A 15387-nucleotide genomic window follows, 5' to 3' on the forward strand; every position below is an offset into this window, starting at 1 on the left:
TCATTTGTGTTTGCGCCCGCTGGGAGAGCACCGCAGGCGCCCATCCCCGGCGGCCGGCTGCCCACCGCCGTTTCCGCGGTCAGGTGACCAGTTTGCGGACCAGGCGTGCACCCTGGGCAAGCGAGAGGCCGGGAAGGTAAGCCCGGGTCAGTGCGCGCCCAATCACCGGCAGGTGGAGCGGATCCTGGTAGTACAAATAGAGCGCGCGGTACTCCGGCTTGAACCGGGACTTGAACGCTGCCAGCGAGCGGAAACCATAGACCGGCTCCAGTGCGTGACCCACCAGGTCCAGGATGCGCACCAGGTTTTGTGCCCCCTCGTCGGTGGCGCCGGCGTCTCCTTCGGCGTCTTCTCCCGCATCGGCCTGCTCCTCCGGCCGGCTGGCCAGCGGTGAGCCCGACAGGGAAATGACGTCCACCGAATCCTTCAGCTCCAGGACTGCGGAAGCAATCAGGAATTCCATCACGCCGGGGAATCCCTCGCTGCCGCGGCGCATGACGTCAAGCGTCCTGCTGACCAGCCGGCCGTCGTCGTACACGGGAAGCCAACTGGTCACGCCGTGGACGGTGCCGTTGCCGTCCACGGCCAGGCAGCACAGGACCTCCGCGTCGTCGAGCTCGTCCACTCCCCCCAGCGTGAAGCCCATTTCCGGAACTGACTTCCCGGCAGCCCATTCTTCCGATACCTCGTTAAGCCGGGAACGCAGGGCAGCAGGCAGCGAATGGTAGGAGCCCCATACGGCATGGACGCCGAGCTTCGAGGCCCGGTTCAATGCGGTCCGGACGTTCTGCCATTCTTTGCCCTTGAACTCCAGTTCATTCAGCCTCAGCCGCGTCTCCTGCGCCACTGCCACCCGCGAAAAGCCCCGTTCCCGCAACGCCGGCCACAGGGTGTCGTCACACGAATAAAGCGCAGGGATCAGCGCCTGCGTGCGGCAGTAGTCCAGGAACCCCTCAGTCACCTGCTGCTCCACCCGGCGGTCGCCGAGGGCGCCCCCCAGGGTCAACGCCACGGTTCCGTGCTGCTGGAAGGCCATGGCACCGGCGCCGTCCGGACTGAACCAGTACGTGTTGGGCTCCCACAGCGCCATCCAGGACAGCGGGCCGCCGCCTTGATGAAGCAGCTCGCGGGCACGGTCCCGGTCCTGCCGGCCGAATCCCAGGCCATGGTGCCGCCCGATGAGGACCCACCACACCGCCACCAGGGCGACAATCCAGAACACCGGTCCGGAGTAGGCGAAGAGTAGCGCCTCGGCGCTGTCCCGCTCCGCGAAAACACGGCGGAAATTCTGCGGAATGGGGACGGGCACGTACTGCCGCGCCAATTCGCCGAAGAGGCCCAGCAGACCGCCGTCCCGGGCAAGGCCGCCGGACAGGAACCACGCCACCGTGTAGGAACCGGCCAGGGCAAGCCACGTGCCGCAGACCACCGCAGCGAGCGTCCGCCGTGCGCCGGGCCGGGTCTGGACACGGAACTGGCGGCGGTTGAGCCACAGGACGACCGCAAGCAGCAGCGGAACGATCACCAAGGGAAGAACATGGGCGAAGGCCGAAGACAACGGCGTCGAATGGGTGGACTGAAGGCGTGACGGGACCAGGGCGAACAGGGCCAGGTAGACAGCCGCCAGGGCCGTCACGGCCAGCTGGATGGCAAGGGCGATGTTGAGTGCCAGCCTGCGGCCGCGGCGCATGCCGTCCGCGCAGATAAGCAGCAGGATGACCGGCACCACTGCCAGCGCCAGGCCGAATGGCCCGGCAAACCCGCCCCTGCCGGTTTCCAGGCAGGAAGCGTCCACCGTTGCCCCGCAGTTGAACACCAGCTGGCTGAGCGTAGGCATCGGGCTGAGGACGACGTCGCGCAGCAGTGCCAGCGGGCCCGTGGGAGCCCGTGTAATACCGGTCAGGATCGGCCCCACGGCAAAGACTGCGACCGTGAGGGCCAGGAGGTTCCTGGTTTCGCGGCCGGTGGAACGGTGCCGGTGGAGCCGCCCTTGGTCGCCCTGGATCCACCAGCCCGCCAGGAGGCCAAGGAGGGCACCGATGAGGCCGATCACCGTTTCAGCGTGGCCAACGTAGAGGACCAGCAGGATCGACACGGACAACACCGCGGTACGGAGCCGGCGCTGCCACAGCAGGGTGATCCGGGCACTGGCTGCCAGGCCTGCGGTCAAGACCGGGGCGTAGGGTCCGATCAGGATGTCGCCCGCCATGTGGTCCAGCCAGCCGTCGCCGACATACACGGCCACTTGGGTGACCAGGAGGAAGACGGTGACTGCGGCGAACTGCCCGCCAAAGTAGAGTCCGACGGCGGCGCGGCGTCCCAGCCTGCGCTCGGCCAGGCCCAGCAGCAGGATCATCATCAAAGACGCCGTGAGGTAGGCCAACGGGTTGGTGGCAAAGAACATGCTGGTGAAAAGGGACCACCACTTGCCGGCACGAAGGCCTGGCCCGCTGACCGAGGCAAGTCCCAGGAGTTGTTCCGGCGGGCCGTCCAGGAAGCTTCCCGTCGCGGCGGCTGCCACCAGGAACACTGCCACGACACCCAAGGTGAACGGCATGGATTTGAGCGTGTCAAGGGTTTGCTGCACGGCGGGACGGCCAACGGTGGCCCACATCAACGCCGCTGTGCGGTCCGGTTTCCTGGCGCTCACCACTGCAGCCCCCATTGGCTGCCAAGGAATGTCAGGGCATCGCCGAAGCGCTTTGACGACGTGTCCCAGGAGTGTCCGGTGCGTTCAACCTCCTGCGCCTGCACGGTGAAGCCGGCGTCCCTGGCTGCCGTGGCGAGCGTATGGAGGTTCCCCACGAACTCCGGATCGTTCTGGCCCGCGGTCAGGTACATGCCGCTGGTCTCAAACCGTTGGTGTTTCATGATCTCCAGTGGAGTCTGCTTGATGAATTCGTCCGGGTTCCCGGGGAAAGCTGCGTCGATGGTCTTTTGCCGCTCCTTGGCGACGGCGGGCTCGGCCTCGCTGGAGAACCCGAGCACGTCCGCGTACACGTCCGGGTGCCTGGTTCCCATTTGGATGGCGCACGTGCCGCCGAACGAGAATCCACCCACGGCCCAGTGGCTGTGGTTGGTGTCAACGGCCAGGGTCGAACTGATCCACCGCGGCACGTCCTGCGACAGGTACGTGTCCGCCTTCGCGATCTTGCTGTCCATGCACATGGTGTTGGCGGACTGTGATCCGTTGGGGTCGGGGATGACCACCACCGGTGCCACTCCCCCGTGCGCCGCGGCAAACGAATCCATGTGGCCACGGATTGCACCGCCGGTAAGCCAGTCCGCGGGACCGCCGGGCTGGCCGGCCACCAGGACGAGCACCGGCAGGGCGGGACGGTTGGCGGCGAAATAGGCCGGCGGGAGGTAGATGTAGGCATCCCGGTTGCTCATCCCGGACAACGTTCCCGGGATGGCTGTCTTCCGCAGGACACCGCCGGCAGGCAGGTCACCAGCCGGCTTCCAGCCCTGGAGCGGCACGCCGTCGGATTCGCCGGGGTGGCGCATAAGCTCCTGTTCAAGGACGGGAATTCGGGCCAGCGCGGTCCCCAGCAAGTCACTGACAGTCCGGTTCAGGCCGAAGTAGGCATTGATTTGGAGGGTAGAGAGGGCCACCACCAGGAGCGCTGCGACAAAGCCGCTCCCATAATGGGTCCAGGAGGTCCGCGGCAGCCTCAGGATTCCCAGGATGACGGCCGAAACACCCGGCACGAACCACAGGAGAACAGGGCCCGGGATGTCCTCCGGAAAGACGGTAAGGACGTTGATCATGACCCAGTGGACGGTTGCTACCAGAACGAATGCTGCGGCGATGGCAATGAAAACACGGATTGCCCAGGCACGCGTACGCAAGCCCAAAGTTTCCCAGGCGCGGGAAGGTGGTACCAGGAGGTAGGCCGCGCCGCCCAATCCCAATACCAGGACAGTCCCAAACAGGGGGCCGTCCGTAAGCCGGATATCTGAAAGCCAGTCCACGTGGCTAGCGCCAGGTCCCTACGCCGATGACAGGACCGGCTTCGAGCCATGACGAAAGTCCCGTGTATGCGTCGAACTTCATGGCCAGGTGCAGGTCCTGTCCCTCGTAGCGGAGTTCGACGATGACCACGTCCGGCTGGACCTTGACTGCTTCGGCTTCTGTGGGCTTGCGCCTGCCCAGGAGCTCCAGCGAACTGCGTTTGAAGGTGTACTTCGGGCGAACGCTCAGGGAGATCAACCGAAACCACTCAAGGTCGTTGTCCTGATAACGACAAACCCCCATTTGCCAGCTGTTACCAGCAACGCAAATGGAGGCGTCCACAGTGCCGAGGGCGCGCCGCAAGTTGAAACGGCGCACCCCCGAAAGGCACAGTGCAATAATCAGCAATCCGAACACGATTGCCAGTGCGATGAACGAAATACCCGGCGCGTCCATCAAGGTCGTGCTAGCGGATCCCAGCGGTAGCCGAGCCGCCCAGCTGGGCGTTGTCAGCAACGATGACCACACGGTTGTTGTCCACGGAGAAGAACCCACCGTCAACATCTACCGCGATGCGGTCCCCTGACACTGGCTGGATGGCCAGTTCACCTTCGGCCAGGATCGCCAGCAGGGGCGAGTGGCCGGGCAGGATTCCGATTTCACCATCGCTGGTGCGGGCCTTGACCATCTTGGCCGCTCCGGACCACACAAAGTGGTCCGCTGCGACAATCTCAACCTCAAGCTCAGCCATACTACTTGGTCTGTTCCTGGATCTTGGCCCACTGGCGCTCAACGTCATCGAGGCCACCGACGTTGAAGAACGCCTGCTCCGCGATGTGGTCGAGTTCGCCGTCGCAGATCGCCGAGAAGCCTTCGACGGTGTCCTTGATGGAAACCGTGGAGCCCTCAACGCCGGTGAACTGCTTGGCGGTGTAAGTGTTCTGCGAGAGGAACTGCTGGATGCGGCGTGCACGCGACACGACGATCTTGTCCTCTTCGGAGAGCTCATCGACACCGAGGATGGCGATGATGTCCTGGAGTTCCTTGTTCTTCTGCAGGATCTGCTTCACGCGGACAGCCGTGTTGTAGTGGTCCTTGCCGATGTACTGGGGATCCAGGATTCGGGACGTGGACGTCAGCGGGTCAACGGCCGGGTACAGGCCACGGGAGGCGATTTCACGGGAAAGTTCCGTGGTCGCGTCCAAGTGGGCGAAGGTCGTTGCCGGAGCCGGGTCGGTGTAGTCATCCGCGGGAACGTAGATGGCCTGCATCGAGGTGATGGAGTGGCCCTTGGTGGACGTGATGCGCTCCTGCAGGAGGCCCATCTCATCGGCAAGGTTGGGCTGGTAGCCCACGGCCGAGGGCATGCGGCCCAACAGGGTCGAGACCTCGGAGCCGGCCTGGGTGAACCGGAAGATGTTGTCGATGAACAGCAGCACGTCCTGGTTCTGGACATCGCGGAAGTACTCCGCCATGGTCAGGGCGGACAGGGCCACGCGCAGGCGCGTTCCCGGCGGCTCATCCATCTGGCCGAAGACAAGGGCGGTGTCCTTGAGGACGCCTGCCTCTTCCATTTCAACCCAAAGGTCGTTACCTTCACGGGTACGCTCGCCAACACCGGCGAACACGGAAGTACCACCGAAGTTGCGGGCAACACGGGTGATCATTTCCTGGATCAGGACGGTCTTGCCCACGCCGGCGCCGCCGAAGAGGCCGATCTTTCCACCCTTGATGTACGGGGTGAGGAGGTCGATGACCTTGATGCCGGTTTCGAGCATCTCGGTGGAACCTTCGAGCGAAGCAAAGCTCGGAGCCTTGCGGTGGATCGGCCAGCGTTCGCTGATGTCCAGTTCCGACTCGGCAACGTCCAGGGGCTGGCCCAGCACGTTGAAGATGTGGCCCTTGACTCCGTCGCCGACGGGCACGGAGATGGGGGCGCCGCTGTCAACCACGGAGGTGCCGCGGACCAGGCCGTCGGTTGCCTGCAGGGAGATGGCGCGCACGAGGTTGTCGCCCAGGTGCTGGGAGGTCTCGAACGTGATGGTCTTGGTCTCACCGTTGAGAGTGATCTCGGTGGTGAGGGCGTTGTAGATCGACGGGATTGCGTCAGCCGGGAATTCGACGTCGACAACCGGGCCGATTACGCGCGCAATACGGCCGGTTGCACCGGACGTTGCGGCTACGTGTTCGGTAGCAGTGGCAGTCATCTCTCTCACTTCATTCAGTAGATGGCGTGGGGTTAAGTTTATCTGTGGTGGTGCTGGTTACGCGGAACCGGGGCACTGCAGGCTAGGACGCGAGGGCGTCGGCACCGGCAACAATCTCGGAGAGTTCCTGCGTAATTTCGGCCTGGCGGGCCGTGTTGCGCAGACGCGTGTACTTCTTGATCAGGTCCGTTGCGTTGTCGCCTGCGGACTTCATCGCCCGCTGGCGGGCTGCGAGCTCGGAAGCTGCTGCCTGCAACATGGCTGCGAAGATACGGGATTCGATGTAGCGCGGCAGCAGGGCGTCAAGGACACGCTCGGCTTCCGGTTCGAACTCGTACAGCGGCAGGAGATCCGATTCAGATTCAGCCTGCTCTTCCACTACTTCAAGCGGGAGCAGACGGATGACCGTCGGCTCCTGGGTGACCATGGACTTGAAGCGGGTGTAGACAACATGGATCTCGTCCACGCCGCCGTCTTCGAAGTCGGTCGCGAATTCTGCCAGCAACGCTGCGCCGATTTCACGGGCAGTAGCGAACTCGGGTGCGTCGGTACCTCCGGTCCAGACCCGCGCGTACTCGCGGTTCCGGAAATCGAAGTAGGCCTGGGCTTTGCGGCCCACGACGTAGGTCTTGACTTCCTTGCCTTCGGCGCGGAGCAGCTCGTTGAGACCTTCCGCCTGCTTGAGGACACTGGCCGAGTACGAACCTGCCAGGCCGCGGTCCGAGGTGATTACCAGGACTGCGGCACGGCGGATCTGCTCCGGCTCAGTGATCAGCGGGTGGTCGATTTCGCTTTGGCTGGCGACAGCAGAAACGGCGCGCGTGATCGCGTTCGCGTAAGGCAGTGAAGCTGCTACGCGCGCACGGGCCTTCCCGATGCGCGAGGTAGCGATCAGTTCCATCGCCTTGAAGATCTTGCGCATCGACGTGGTCGAGCTGATCTTCTGGCGGTAGACCCGGATCTGGGCTCCCATACTTATCCTTTCCTAACATTCCGTCGCCGGGTGTGCCGGACCTAGGCGGCCCGGCACACCCGGCAGTGCGGAACTAGCGCTTCTGCTTGACGATCTTTTCCTGGTCGACTTCGCCCTCGGAGATAGCGTCGTGCTCCTCGTGGCCGGCGCCTACCAGGTGGTTGTCACCCTCGCCGAAGAAGCCCTTCTTGAAGTCCACGATCGAGGACTTCAGAGCTGCGACGGTGTCGTCGTCCAGGACGTTGGTCTGTGCCAGCGTCGTCAGGATCGAGGACTTGTGGCGCAGGTGCTCCAGGAATTCAGCCTCGAACCGGCTGATGTCCTCGACGGGAACGTCGTCCAGGTAGCCGTTGGTTCCGGCCCAGATGGAAACAACCTGGTCCTCGACCGGGAACGGTGAGTACTGGCCCTGCTTCAGCAGTTCCATCAGGCGGGCACCACGGGTCAGCTGCTGGCGGGATGCAGCATCCAGGTCGGATGCGAACATGGCAAACGCCTGCATGTCGCGGTACTGGGCCAGGTCCAGCTTCAAAGTACCGGAGACCTTCTTCATGGACTTCACCTGGGCTGCACCGCCAACGCGGGACACCGAGACACCAACGTCAACAGCGGGGCGCTGGTTGGCGTTGAAGAGGTCCGACTGGAGGAAGATCTGGCCGTCGGTGATGGAGATGACGTTGGTCGGGATGTAGGCGGACACGTCGTTCGCCTTCGTCTCGATCAGCGGCAGGCCCGTCATGGAGCCGGCACCGAGCTCGTCGGAGAGCTTGGCACAACGCTCCAGCAGGCGGGAGTGCAGGTAGAAGACGTCGCCCGGGTAGGCTTCGCGTCCCGGCGGGCGGCGGAGCAGCAGGGACACTGCACGGTAGGCCTCGGCCTGCTTGGACAGGTCGTCGAACACGATGAGGACGTGCTTGCCGCCGTACATCCAGTGCTGGCCGATGGCCGAACCGGCGTACGGTGCAAGGTACTTGAAGCCTGCGGGGTCGGAGGCGGGAGAAGCCACGATGGTGGTGTACTCCAGCGCGCCGTTGTCCTCCAGCGTCTGCCGGATGGCGGCAATCGTGGACGCCTTCTGGCCGATGGCGACGTAGATGCAGCGGACCTGCTTGGTGACATCGCCGGAAGCCCAGTTGGCCTTCTGGTTGATGATGGTGTCGATCGCGATGGCGGACTTGCCAGTCTGGCGGTCGCCAATGATCAGCTGGCGCTGGCCGCGGCCGATCGGGATCATCGCGTCGATGGCCTTCAGGCCGGTCTGCATCGGCTCGTGAACCGATTTGCGCTGGGTCACGCCGGGAGCCTGGAGCTCCAGGGCGCGGGTGGTCTCGGCCTTGATCTCGCCGAGGTCGTCGATGGGCACGCCCAGCGGGTCCACAACGCGGCCGAGGAAGGCGTCGCCCACGGGAACGGACAGAACCTGCCCGGTCCGGTGGACTTCCTGGCCTTCTTCAATGCCGGTGAAGTCACCGAGGACGATGACGCCGATCTCGCGGACGTCAAGGTTCTGGGCCAGGCCCAGGGTGCCGTCCTCAAAGCGCAGCAGCTCGTTCGCCATGACCGAGGGAAGGCCCTCAACACGGGCGATTCCGTCACTTGCGGCGGTTACGCGGCCGACCTCTACGCGCTCTGCGTTCCCGGGTTCGTAGGACGCCGCGAACTCGTTCAGCGCATTACGGACGTCGTCGGCGTTGATGGTCAATTCGGCCATCTGCAGTCCCTGCTCTCCTGTTTGTGATCACCGCAAACGGTGACCGGGGTTTCTATCAGTTTGGTTGTGCTTGTCCGGCTAGCCGGCCAGCTGGCGTTGCAGTTCTCCCAGCCGGGTAAGGACCGAGGCATCGAGTACCTCGTCGCCCACCTGGACGCGGATTCCGCCAATGAGCGACGGGTCAACAATGACGTTGACCTTCAGTTCCCGCCCGTACAGTGCGTTCATGCCCGCCTGGAGGCGCGCAAGCTGTGTCTGCGACAACGGCCGGGTCACGCTGACTGTTGCAATCCAGCGCTGCTGCCGCTTGGCCGCCAGTTCGGCAAACCGTTCCACCAGCCGGGTGGGCTTGATGCCGCGGGGCTGGGTGACGGCCTGGGTGATGAGCACCTTGGCTTCTTCGCTGGCGCCAGGCGCCAGCCTCTCGGCGAGGGTAGCCTTGGCTGCCGCACTGGCCTGCGGTTCGGACAGAGCACGTTGTACCTCGTGGCTGGAGGCAACAGCCTGGTTGAAGGAAAACAGATCGTTTTCCAGTTCTTCCAGGCCAGTGATTCCGGAGGCAGAAACGGCCGACTTGTTTTCAGCAACGGAAATGACCACCGTTGCGGCAAGAGTCTCGAGTGCATCGCCGATGTCGCGCGCCGATGCCCAGCGTGAGCTGGCCAGTCCGCCCGCGATCTCAGCCGCATCAGCGGAGACTTTTCCGCCAACCAGCTGCCTGACCAGCGCCGATTTCTCGTCGCCGCTGCGGGAGGGGTCAGTCAGGGCACGGCGCAAACCAGCCGAGCTGTCCACCGTTCCCAGAATTCCGAAGAGTTCCTTTGCCAGCTGCAGTGATGCCGTCGGAAGCTTCGCTTCCAGGGCGGCCAGGGCTGTTGCCAGCGATTCGCTCGATACGCCTGCCATTATTTAGCTGCACCTGCGTTCTGGGACTCCAGATCTGCCAGGAAGCGGTCCACGACCCGTGCTGAACGGGCGTCGTCATCGAGGGACTCGCCCACGATGCGGCCTGCCAGGGTGGTTGCCAGGGTGCCAACCTCGGAGCGCAGGGACACAACGGCCGCCTGGCGCTCGGATTCGATCTGTGCGTGGGCCTGCGCGGTGATGCGGGCAGACTCTGCTGCCGCCTTTTCCTTGAGATCCGCGAGGATCTGGGCACCTTCGGCGCGGGCTTCCTCACGGATGCGGTTTGCTTCGGTGCGGGCGTCGGTCAGCTGCTGCTTGTACTCTTCGAGTGCAGCAGACGCCTCAGCCTGGGCCTTTTCAGCCTTGGCGATGCCGCCTTCAATGGCCTCGGCACGCTCGGCGAAGGTCTTCTCGAACATCGGGACAACATACTTGACCACGATGAAAAAGAGGATGGCAAAGCCAACGAAGACAACCAGCATTTCCCAGCCATTGGGAATAAGGGGGTTGACGTCGCCCTCAGCGGCGGCTGAGATGTTCAGCTGATGCATATTTCACCCGTCCTTTATCTACTCGGTTCTGAATGTTCGCTGAAGTTCTCAGGGTTTACTTGAGAACGAAAGCGAAGACCAGGCCCAGGATGGCGAGTGCTTCGGTCAGCGCCAGGCCAAGGAATGCGATGGGCTGCAGGACGCGCTGGGCTTCCGGCTGGCGTGCAACGCCGTTGATGTAGGCAGCGAACACGAGACCCACACCGATACCACCGCCGATAGCCGAGAGGCCATAGCCGATGAGGTTGAGGGAGCCGTTGATGGAGCCTTCCATTTTTTTTCCTTTCAAGATGCCACTTGTGTGGCAGGTTGTTTGGGTTGCTTCATCCCCGCGAGGGGAATTCTGTGTGTGCCGTCAGGGACCAGGCGCCCCGACGGCGTGCCTAGTGGCTGTCGGCGTGGAGTGCGCCTTCGATGTAGATCGCGGTCAGCAGCGTGAAGACGTAGGCCTGGAGGACCATGATCAGGGCTTCAAGCATGTACATGGCGATGGCACCGGCCAGGACAAGGACCGACGTGCCCTTGAGCAGGAAGTTCTCCTGCATGATCAGGTACTCGATGCCGGAACCGGCGATCATCACGATGAGGTGGCCGGCGAGCATGGTCGCGAACAGACGGAGGCTGTGCGTGACGGGCCGGACGACGAAGTTGGAGATGATCTCGATCGGGATGACGATCGGCAGGATGTACCACGGGACACCGGAGGGCACGGTTGCCAGCTTGAAGTAGCGCAGGCCGTTCTTCTTGATGCCGATGGCGATCCAGGTCACGTAGACGAGGCCGGCCAGCACATACGCTCCACCCACGTGCGAGAACGTGGGGAGCTGGAACACCGGGATGGCGCCGTAGATGTTGTTGACCAGGATGAAGAAGAACAGGCTGAACAGTAGCGGGACGTACTTGATGAAGTCCCTGCCGCCGATGATGTCCTTGGCAATTCCGTTGCGGACGAAGCCGTAGGCGGCCTCGCCGGCGAACTGGAGCTTGCCGGGTACCAGCTGCTGCTTGCGTGCGGCGAGCACGAAGAAGACGGCGATAAAGACGACAGAGAGGAGGACCAGCAGCATCTGCTTGGAGAATCCTTCTGCGGCACCCCACGGCAGGATTGCCGGCAAATGCATTTCGTTAATTCCAGGAGGAGTGAACTCTCCTGAATCTTGGGCCGGGAGCGCAAGCGCGATCAACGCGTTTCCTCTCTGCAGTGTCCATCATTGGGCGTTGGGCGGGGTCCGGCAGCCTGACAGCCTGCTGTTCCCCCTGTGAAATTATTTGGCATTAGTGTTGCCGTCCTGGGACGGCCCGCTGGCAGCATGGCGATCACCAGCGTTTGTGCGAGAACTGGTAAGGCCATGCATATGGGAAAGGTAAAAACCTCCGACGGCTCCAAGCAGAGCGCCTGCGAGCACGATCCAGCGCGTTCCCCACACGTAATCCAGTCCCAACCCTATCAAACTCCAGACGATGATTCCGCCAATGATGTAGCTGAACACCGCCATTCCAGCGTTGTAGCCGCCGTCCGTCGAAGCCTCGGATTCACCGGGTGCGGAGCCGTTGGATCGGCGCCTGCCGTTTCCGGCAGCGTCGGATTTCTTCGGGTTACGCATCGGTGGGTCCCTTCTCTTCCGGATCGTTGTAGATCTGGAGGCGGGCTTTGCTGAAGCCATGGATCTCGGCAGCCTGCCAGAGGACGACGGCGACCACGGCACCTATGACGAACCAGCGTCCGTGGAGCCATGCCGGAGCCCCGACCACGAACAGGACGACCGCGAAGCCAACTACTTTGATGAAGTAGGTGGCTACGAACACGCCAATCGCGCCGGACGGATTACGGCGTCCCACGAAGTGGCCAACCAGCAGGCTGATTCCGAAGAACAGCATCACCAGCAGGCCACCGAGGAAACTGGAAACTGCCCCGCTTGCTCCATTAAGGAGCGCGGCAGGAACGGCGCATAGCGCAAGTCCTGCCGTGGCGGCAATCGAACTGCGCTTTAGCAGGTTCAGCCAGAGCGAGCGGGTGGGACCCGAAGAGCCAACGTGGCCATGGCCGGACGCGGGTCCGGACTCGGCGTTGGAGGTCATTCGATCCCAATCGTCGGCACCCCACGGCTGGGCGCCAGGAGGTAAAGGGTGGAGGAGCAGCTTGGGCTGCCCCTAAATTCTACACGAGATAGAACATGGCTAGGTCACCGGCAGCCGTGTGACTTTGGACCTGCGGCGGCGACGTCCCAGCAGGTCCGGGCTGGCCAGGTACACCACGAGGACCAGGACCGTGCCGGCAACGCACAGGGCCACCACCGGCAACGACGCGGTGGCGGCGACAAAGCCGAGGATGATGACGGCGACCGTGCAGGCAGTAACGGCGGCAGCCGACTGCAGGTGCGAGAAGCCGACGTCCGTGAGCCGCTGGTAGACGTGCTCACGGTGGGATGCGTACCAGCGCTCCCCCGCTTTGATCCGCCGAAGCAGCGTGTAGCCGGTGTCAGCGGCATACACCAGGATGGGCGAGAGGACGTACTCCACGTAGACCCCGCCGAGGAAGCCCGCTACGGCGAGGGCGGCCACGGATGCGCCGAGCAGGTAGCTGCCGACGTCGCCCAGGAAGACCGAGCCCCGGCCCAGGTTCCATGGCAGGAACCCGAGGAAGGACATCGCAAGCACGGCTCCGCCCGCCGTGAGCCACGGTTGTTCCGCCAGCATACCGGCCAGCGCGTAGGCCCCGCCGGCGGTGACCCCGTGCAGGCCCGAGATACCGTTGACGCCGTCCATGAAGTTGGCAATGTTGACGTACGCCGCGATCGCCAGCGCCGCGAGCGGCAGCCACCAGAAGGACTGCCCGGTCAGCACGATCAGGACCACGGACCCGACGGCTCCGATACCTAGCTGGGCAGCCGCGCGGCCGCGGATGGACAGGCCGCGCAGGTCCTCGATCCAGCCGACGACGGCGCAAGCCACAATGATCGCCAGGACGACGGCGGACACGGAACGGTCAACGGTGACGACGCCCAGGAGGAGAGCTGCCGCGTAGCCGATGACGGTGGCGAGTGCGGCAGCGACACCCATGCCTCGGATGGTTGCCTTGACGTGCGATGAACGGGCGGAGGGGACGTCCACCACCCCCATCCGGACCAACCACGGCTTCACCGCGAACGGGAGGAGGAGGCTGGCCAGCAGGGTTGCCAGTGCCACCAGCAGCAGCGGCGTCATGACGCAACCCTGATGGCGCCCGTGTCATCGGCCTCGTCGTCGGGAATGTCGCTGATGCTGACGCCCTGTTCCGCTTCACAGCGGGCCAGCCAGACGTTGAGGTCGAGCTTGTCCGGATCCTGCTCGGTCGCCCGGGTGTGCGAAATCTTGGGGTGCAGGGGGCGCTTGTCCAATTCTCCGGCACCCACCAGTTCCTCGTGCAGCTTCTCCCCCGGCCGCAGCCCGGTGTAAATGATCTCCACGTCCTTGCCGGACATGGCGATCATGCGTTGTGCAACATCGAGGATCCGGACCGGTTCGCCCATGTCAAGGATGAGGACATCGCCGCCGGCACCGATCGCACCGGCCTGGATCACCAGCTGGCAGGCTTCGGGAATGGTCATGAAGAAGCGCGTGACATCGGGGTCGGTGACTGTGACCGGACCTCCGACGCGAATCTGTTCGGTGAAGAGCGGCAGCATGGAGCCTCGGCTGCCCATGACGTTGCCGAAGCGGACGGAGACGAACTTCTTATGGGTCTGCCCGGCCATCCAGGCGGTCAGCTTTTCGGCCACCCGCTTGGAGTGGCCAAGGGCTGTGGTGGGGTTGGCGGCCTTGTCGGTGGAAATGTTAACGAAGTTCGAGACGCCTGCCCGGCGGGCAGCGCGCAGCACGTTCAACGTGCCGCACACGTTCGTCTTCCAGGCCTCCACGGGGTACTGCTGGAGCAGCGGAGCATGCTTGAGTGCTGCCGCGTGGAACACCACTTCGGGCCGCCGGTCAGCGAAGATCTCCTGGAGGGCCTCGCCGTCGCGGATGTTGGCCAAGACTGTGTCGCGGCCGGCCAGCAGGCCGCGGCCGGTGATGGATATCTGGGTCTGTTGCAGCCCGGTTTCGTCGTGGTCCAGCATGATCAGTTCCGCCGGGTCGAACTGCACGATCTGGCGGCAGAGTTCCGAGCCGATGGAACCCCCGGCGCCGGTCACCAGCACCCGCTTGCCCGTGATGTAGCCGGCAATTTCGTCGACCTTGATGTCCACGGGGCGCCGGCCGATCAGGTCTTCAACTGCCACATCGCGGAAATCGGAGAATCCCGCGGGCGCACCGCTGCCGAGCATGTCCCGCAGCGGCGGCAGGACCAGGACGCGGACGTTGAGCCCGGCTACGGCGTCGGAGATACGGCGCACCAGGCCGGCCTCGACGTTGGCGAAGGCAACCACGAGGACGGTTGCCCGGGTGCGCCGGATGATGGCGGGGAGGTCGTCCCCGCGGCCCTGCACCTGGACACCGGAGAGGCGCAGGTGCTTCTTGGCGGGGTCGTCATCCACCAGGCCCACAGGGAAGTAGGGCGAGTCCGGGTCCTGCAGCATCCGGGTCACCAAAGAATTGCCGAGGAACCCCGCGCCGTAGACCAGCGTATTTTGTGCCCCGTCTCCGGGGCGGGTCTTGCTTTCGGCGTAGAGCCGCTTGGCGTAGCGCGCGGCGCCCATGAACAGGCAGGCGAACGGGAAAGCGATCAGGCCGACGCTGCGGCCGATGTTGATGGCCTCATAGAGGACCAGCAGGCTGGCGGTAATGGAGGCGGCCACGATGACCGTGACGAACACCAGTGCCCGGGCTTCCTGGAAGCTGCCGAACGGATAGCGGCCCCGGTACAAGGCCAGTGAGTATCCTGCCAGCATCTGGACGACGACGGCGATGGCAGCGATGGCAAAGGCACCGGCGAACTGCTCCACCCGGATACCCATCTCATAGCGCAGCAGCAGCGCCAGGACGATGGCCACAACCCACGACATGGAGTCGAGGAACATCTGGATCCAGATCCAGATGGCGGGTTTCTCGTCCCGTACGGCGGCGGGTGCGCGCGTTTCAGATTTTGTACTCAACAGAAGATGCAACCG

General features: G+C 64.0%; 15 protein-coding genes. All 15 read right to left on the reverse strand.

The annotated features are described in order from the left end of the window. Positions 1 to 79 precede the first annotated feature (79 nt). Positions 80 to 2665: a phosphatidylglycerol lysyltransferase domain-containing protein gene (locus ACFVVC_RS05720; RefSeq protein WP_387450085.1), complete on the reverse strand. Its 2586-nt coding sequence runs from the start codon at positions 2663 to 2665 to the stop codon at positions 80 to 82. Then, positions 2647 to 3975 carry an alpha/beta hydrolase gene (locus tag ACFVVC_RS05725; protein ID WP_387450087.1) on the reverse strand — a complete coding sequence of 443 codons (1329 nt, stop codon included), beginning with the start codon at positions 3973 to 3975 and terminating at the stop codon, positions 2647 to 2649. The genes ACFVVC_RS05720 and ACFVVC_RS05725 overlap by 19 nt, the downstream gene beginning before the upstream one ends. Before the next feature lie 4 nt (positions 3976 to 3979). Continuing rightward, positions 3980 to 4411, reverse strand: a complete 432-nt coding sequence (locus ACFVVC_RS05730) for a DUF2550 domain-containing protein (RefSeq protein ID WP_387450089.1) — start codon at positions 4409 to 4411, stop codon at positions 3980 to 3982. Between the two features lie 10 nt (positions 4412 to 4421). Beyond that, positions 4422 to 4706, reverse strand: coding sequence for a F0F1 ATP synthase subunit epsilon (locus ACFVVC_RS05735; RefSeq protein WP_018760117.1), 285 nt, complete (start codon positions 4704 to 4706; stop codon positions 4422 to 4424). A 1-nt stretch (position 4707) separates the two neighbouring features. Further along, the gene (atpD, locus tag ACFVVC_RS05740; RefSeq protein ID WP_018760118.1) at positions 4708 to 6162 is read right to left on the reverse strand and encodes a F0F1 ATP synthase subunit beta; all 1455 of its coding nucleotides are present in this window, start codon (positions 6160 to 6162) and stop codon (positions 4708 to 4710) included. A gap of 82 nt (positions 6163 to 6244) precedes the next feature. Next, positions 6245 to 7135 (reverse strand): F0F1 ATP synthase subunit gamma, encoded by an 891-nt coding sequence (locus tag ACFVVC_RS05745; protein ID WP_141942080.1) that lies wholly within the window; start codon positions 7133 to 7135, stop codon positions 6245 to 6247. Between the two features lie 73 nt (positions 7136 to 7208). Next, the gene (gene atpA, locus ACFVVC_RS05750) at positions 7209 to 8846 is read right to left on the reverse strand and encodes a F0F1 ATP synthase subunit alpha (protein WP_387450092.1); all 1638 of its coding nucleotides are present in this window, start codon (positions 8844 to 8846) and stop codon (positions 7209 to 7211) included. A gap of 78 nt (positions 8847 to 8924) precedes the next feature. Next, complete coding sequence (locus ACFVVC_RS05755; protein WP_387450094.1) at positions 8925 to 9752, reverse strand: F0F1 ATP synthase subunit delta; 828 nt, start codon at positions 9750 to 9752, stop codon at positions 8925 to 8927. Further along, complete coding sequence (locus ACFVVC_RS05760; protein ID WP_387450096.1) at positions 9752 to 10303, reverse strand: F0F1 ATP synthase subunit B; 552 nt, start codon at positions 10301 to 10303, stop codon at positions 9752 to 9754. The genes ACFVVC_RS05755 and ACFVVC_RS05760 overlap by 1 nt, the downstream gene beginning before the upstream one ends. Before the next feature lie 55 nt (positions 10304 to 10358). After that, positions 10359 to 10577: an ATP synthase F0 subunit C gene (gene atpE / locus ACFVVC_RS05765; RefSeq protein WP_003804776.1), complete on the reverse strand. Its 219-nt coding sequence runs from the start codon at positions 10575 to 10577 to the stop codon at positions 10359 to 10361. A 109-nt stretch (positions 10578 to 10686) separates the two neighbouring features. Next, on the reverse strand, positions 10687 to 11487 hold the full coding sequence (gene atpB / locus ACFVVC_RS05770) for a F0F1 ATP synthase subunit A (protein ID WP_026264239.1): 801 nt from the start codon (positions 11485 to 11487) through the stop codon (positions 10687 to 10689). 81 nt (positions 11488 to 11568) lie between these two features. After that, entirely contained in the window at positions 11569 to 11907 is a 339-nt protein-coding gene (locus ACFVVC_RS05775; RefSeq protein WP_387450099.1) for a hypothetical protein, read from the reverse strand. Continuing rightward, positions 11900 to 12382: a hypothetical protein gene (locus ACFVVC_RS05780; RefSeq protein WP_387450101.1), complete on the reverse strand. Its 483-nt coding sequence runs from the start codon at positions 12380 to 12382 to the stop codon at positions 11900 to 11902. Before ACFVVC_RS05780 ends, ACFVVC_RS05775 begins: the two co-directional genes overlap by 8 nt. Positions 12383 to 12481: 99 nt before the next feature. After that, the gene (locus tag ACFVVC_RS05785) at positions 12482 to 13507 is read right to left on the reverse strand and encodes a glycosyltransferase family 4 protein (protein ID WP_387450103.1); all 1026 of its coding nucleotides are present in this window, start codon (positions 13505 to 13507) and stop codon (positions 12482 to 12484) included. Continuing rightward, positions 13504 to 15372, reverse strand: coding sequence for a polysaccharide biosynthesis protein (locus ACFVVC_RS05790; RefSeq protein WP_387450105.1), 1869 nt, complete (start codon positions 15370 to 15372; stop codon positions 13504 to 13506). The genes ACFVVC_RS05785 and ACFVVC_RS05790 overlap by 4 nt, the downstream gene beginning before the upstream one ends. Positions 15373 to 15387: the final 15 nt, after the last annotated feature.

Source organism: Pseudarthrobacter sp. NPDC058196 (assembly GCF_042882685.1).
GTDB lineage: Bacteria > Actinomycetota > Actinomycetes > Actinomycetales > Micrococcaceae > Arthrobacter.

What these genes read in the sequence shown, in the direction of transcription:
- ACFVVC_RS05785 (WP_387450103.1), bottom strand. Translation starts at nt 13,507, where the DNA reads ATGACGCCGCTGCTGCTGGTGGCACTGGCAACCCTGCTGGCCAGCCTC.
- atpA (WP_387450092.1), bottom strand. Translation starts at nt 8,846, where the DNA reads ATGGCCGAATTGACCATCAACGCCGACGACGTCCGTAATGCGCTGAAC.
- ACFVVC_RS05745 (WP_141942080.1), bottom strand. Translation starts at nt 7,135, where the DNA reads ATGGGAGCCCAGATCCGGGTCTACCGCCAGAAGATCAGCTCGACCACG.
- ACFVVC_RS05780 (WP_387450101.1), bottom strand. Translation starts at nt 12,382, where the DNA reads ATGACCTCCAACGCCGAGTCCGGACCCGCGTCCGGCCATGGCCACGTT.
- atpE (WP_003804776.1), bottom strand. Translation starts at nt 10,577, where the DNA reads ATGGAAGGCTCCATCAACGGCTCCCTCAACCTCATCGGCTATGGCCTC.
- ACFVVC_RS05730 (WP_387450089.1), bottom strand. Translation starts at nt 4,411, where the DNA reads ATGGACGCGCCGGGTATTTCGTTCATCGCACTGGCAATCGTGTTCGGA.
- ACFVVC_RS05760 (WP_387450096.1), bottom strand. Translation starts at nt 10,303, where the DNA reads ATGCATCAGCTGAACATCTCAGCCGCCGCTGAGGGCGACGTCAACCCC.
- ACFVVC_RS05755 (WP_387450094.1), bottom strand. Translation starts at nt 9,752, where the DNA reads ATGGCAGGCGTATCGAGCGAATCGCTGGCAACAGCCCTGGCCGCCCTG.
- ACFVVC_RS05775 (WP_387450099.1), bottom strand. Translation starts at nt 11,907, where the DNA reads ATGCGTAACCCGAAGAAATCCGACGCTGCCGGAAACGGCAGGCGCCGA.
- ACFVVC_RS05735 (WP_018760117.1), bottom strand. Translation starts at nt 4,706, where the DNA reads ATGGCTGAGCTTGAGGTTGAGATTGTCGCAGCGGACCACTTTGTGTGG.
- ACFVVC_RS05720 (WP_387450085.1), bottom strand. Translation starts at nt 2,665, where the DNA reads ATGGGGGCTGCAGTGGTGAGCGCCAGGAAACCGGACCGCACAGCGGCG.
- atpD (WP_018760118.1), bottom strand. Translation starts at nt 6,162, where the DNA reads ATGACTGCCACTGCTACCGAACACGTAGCCGCAACGTCCGGTGCAACC.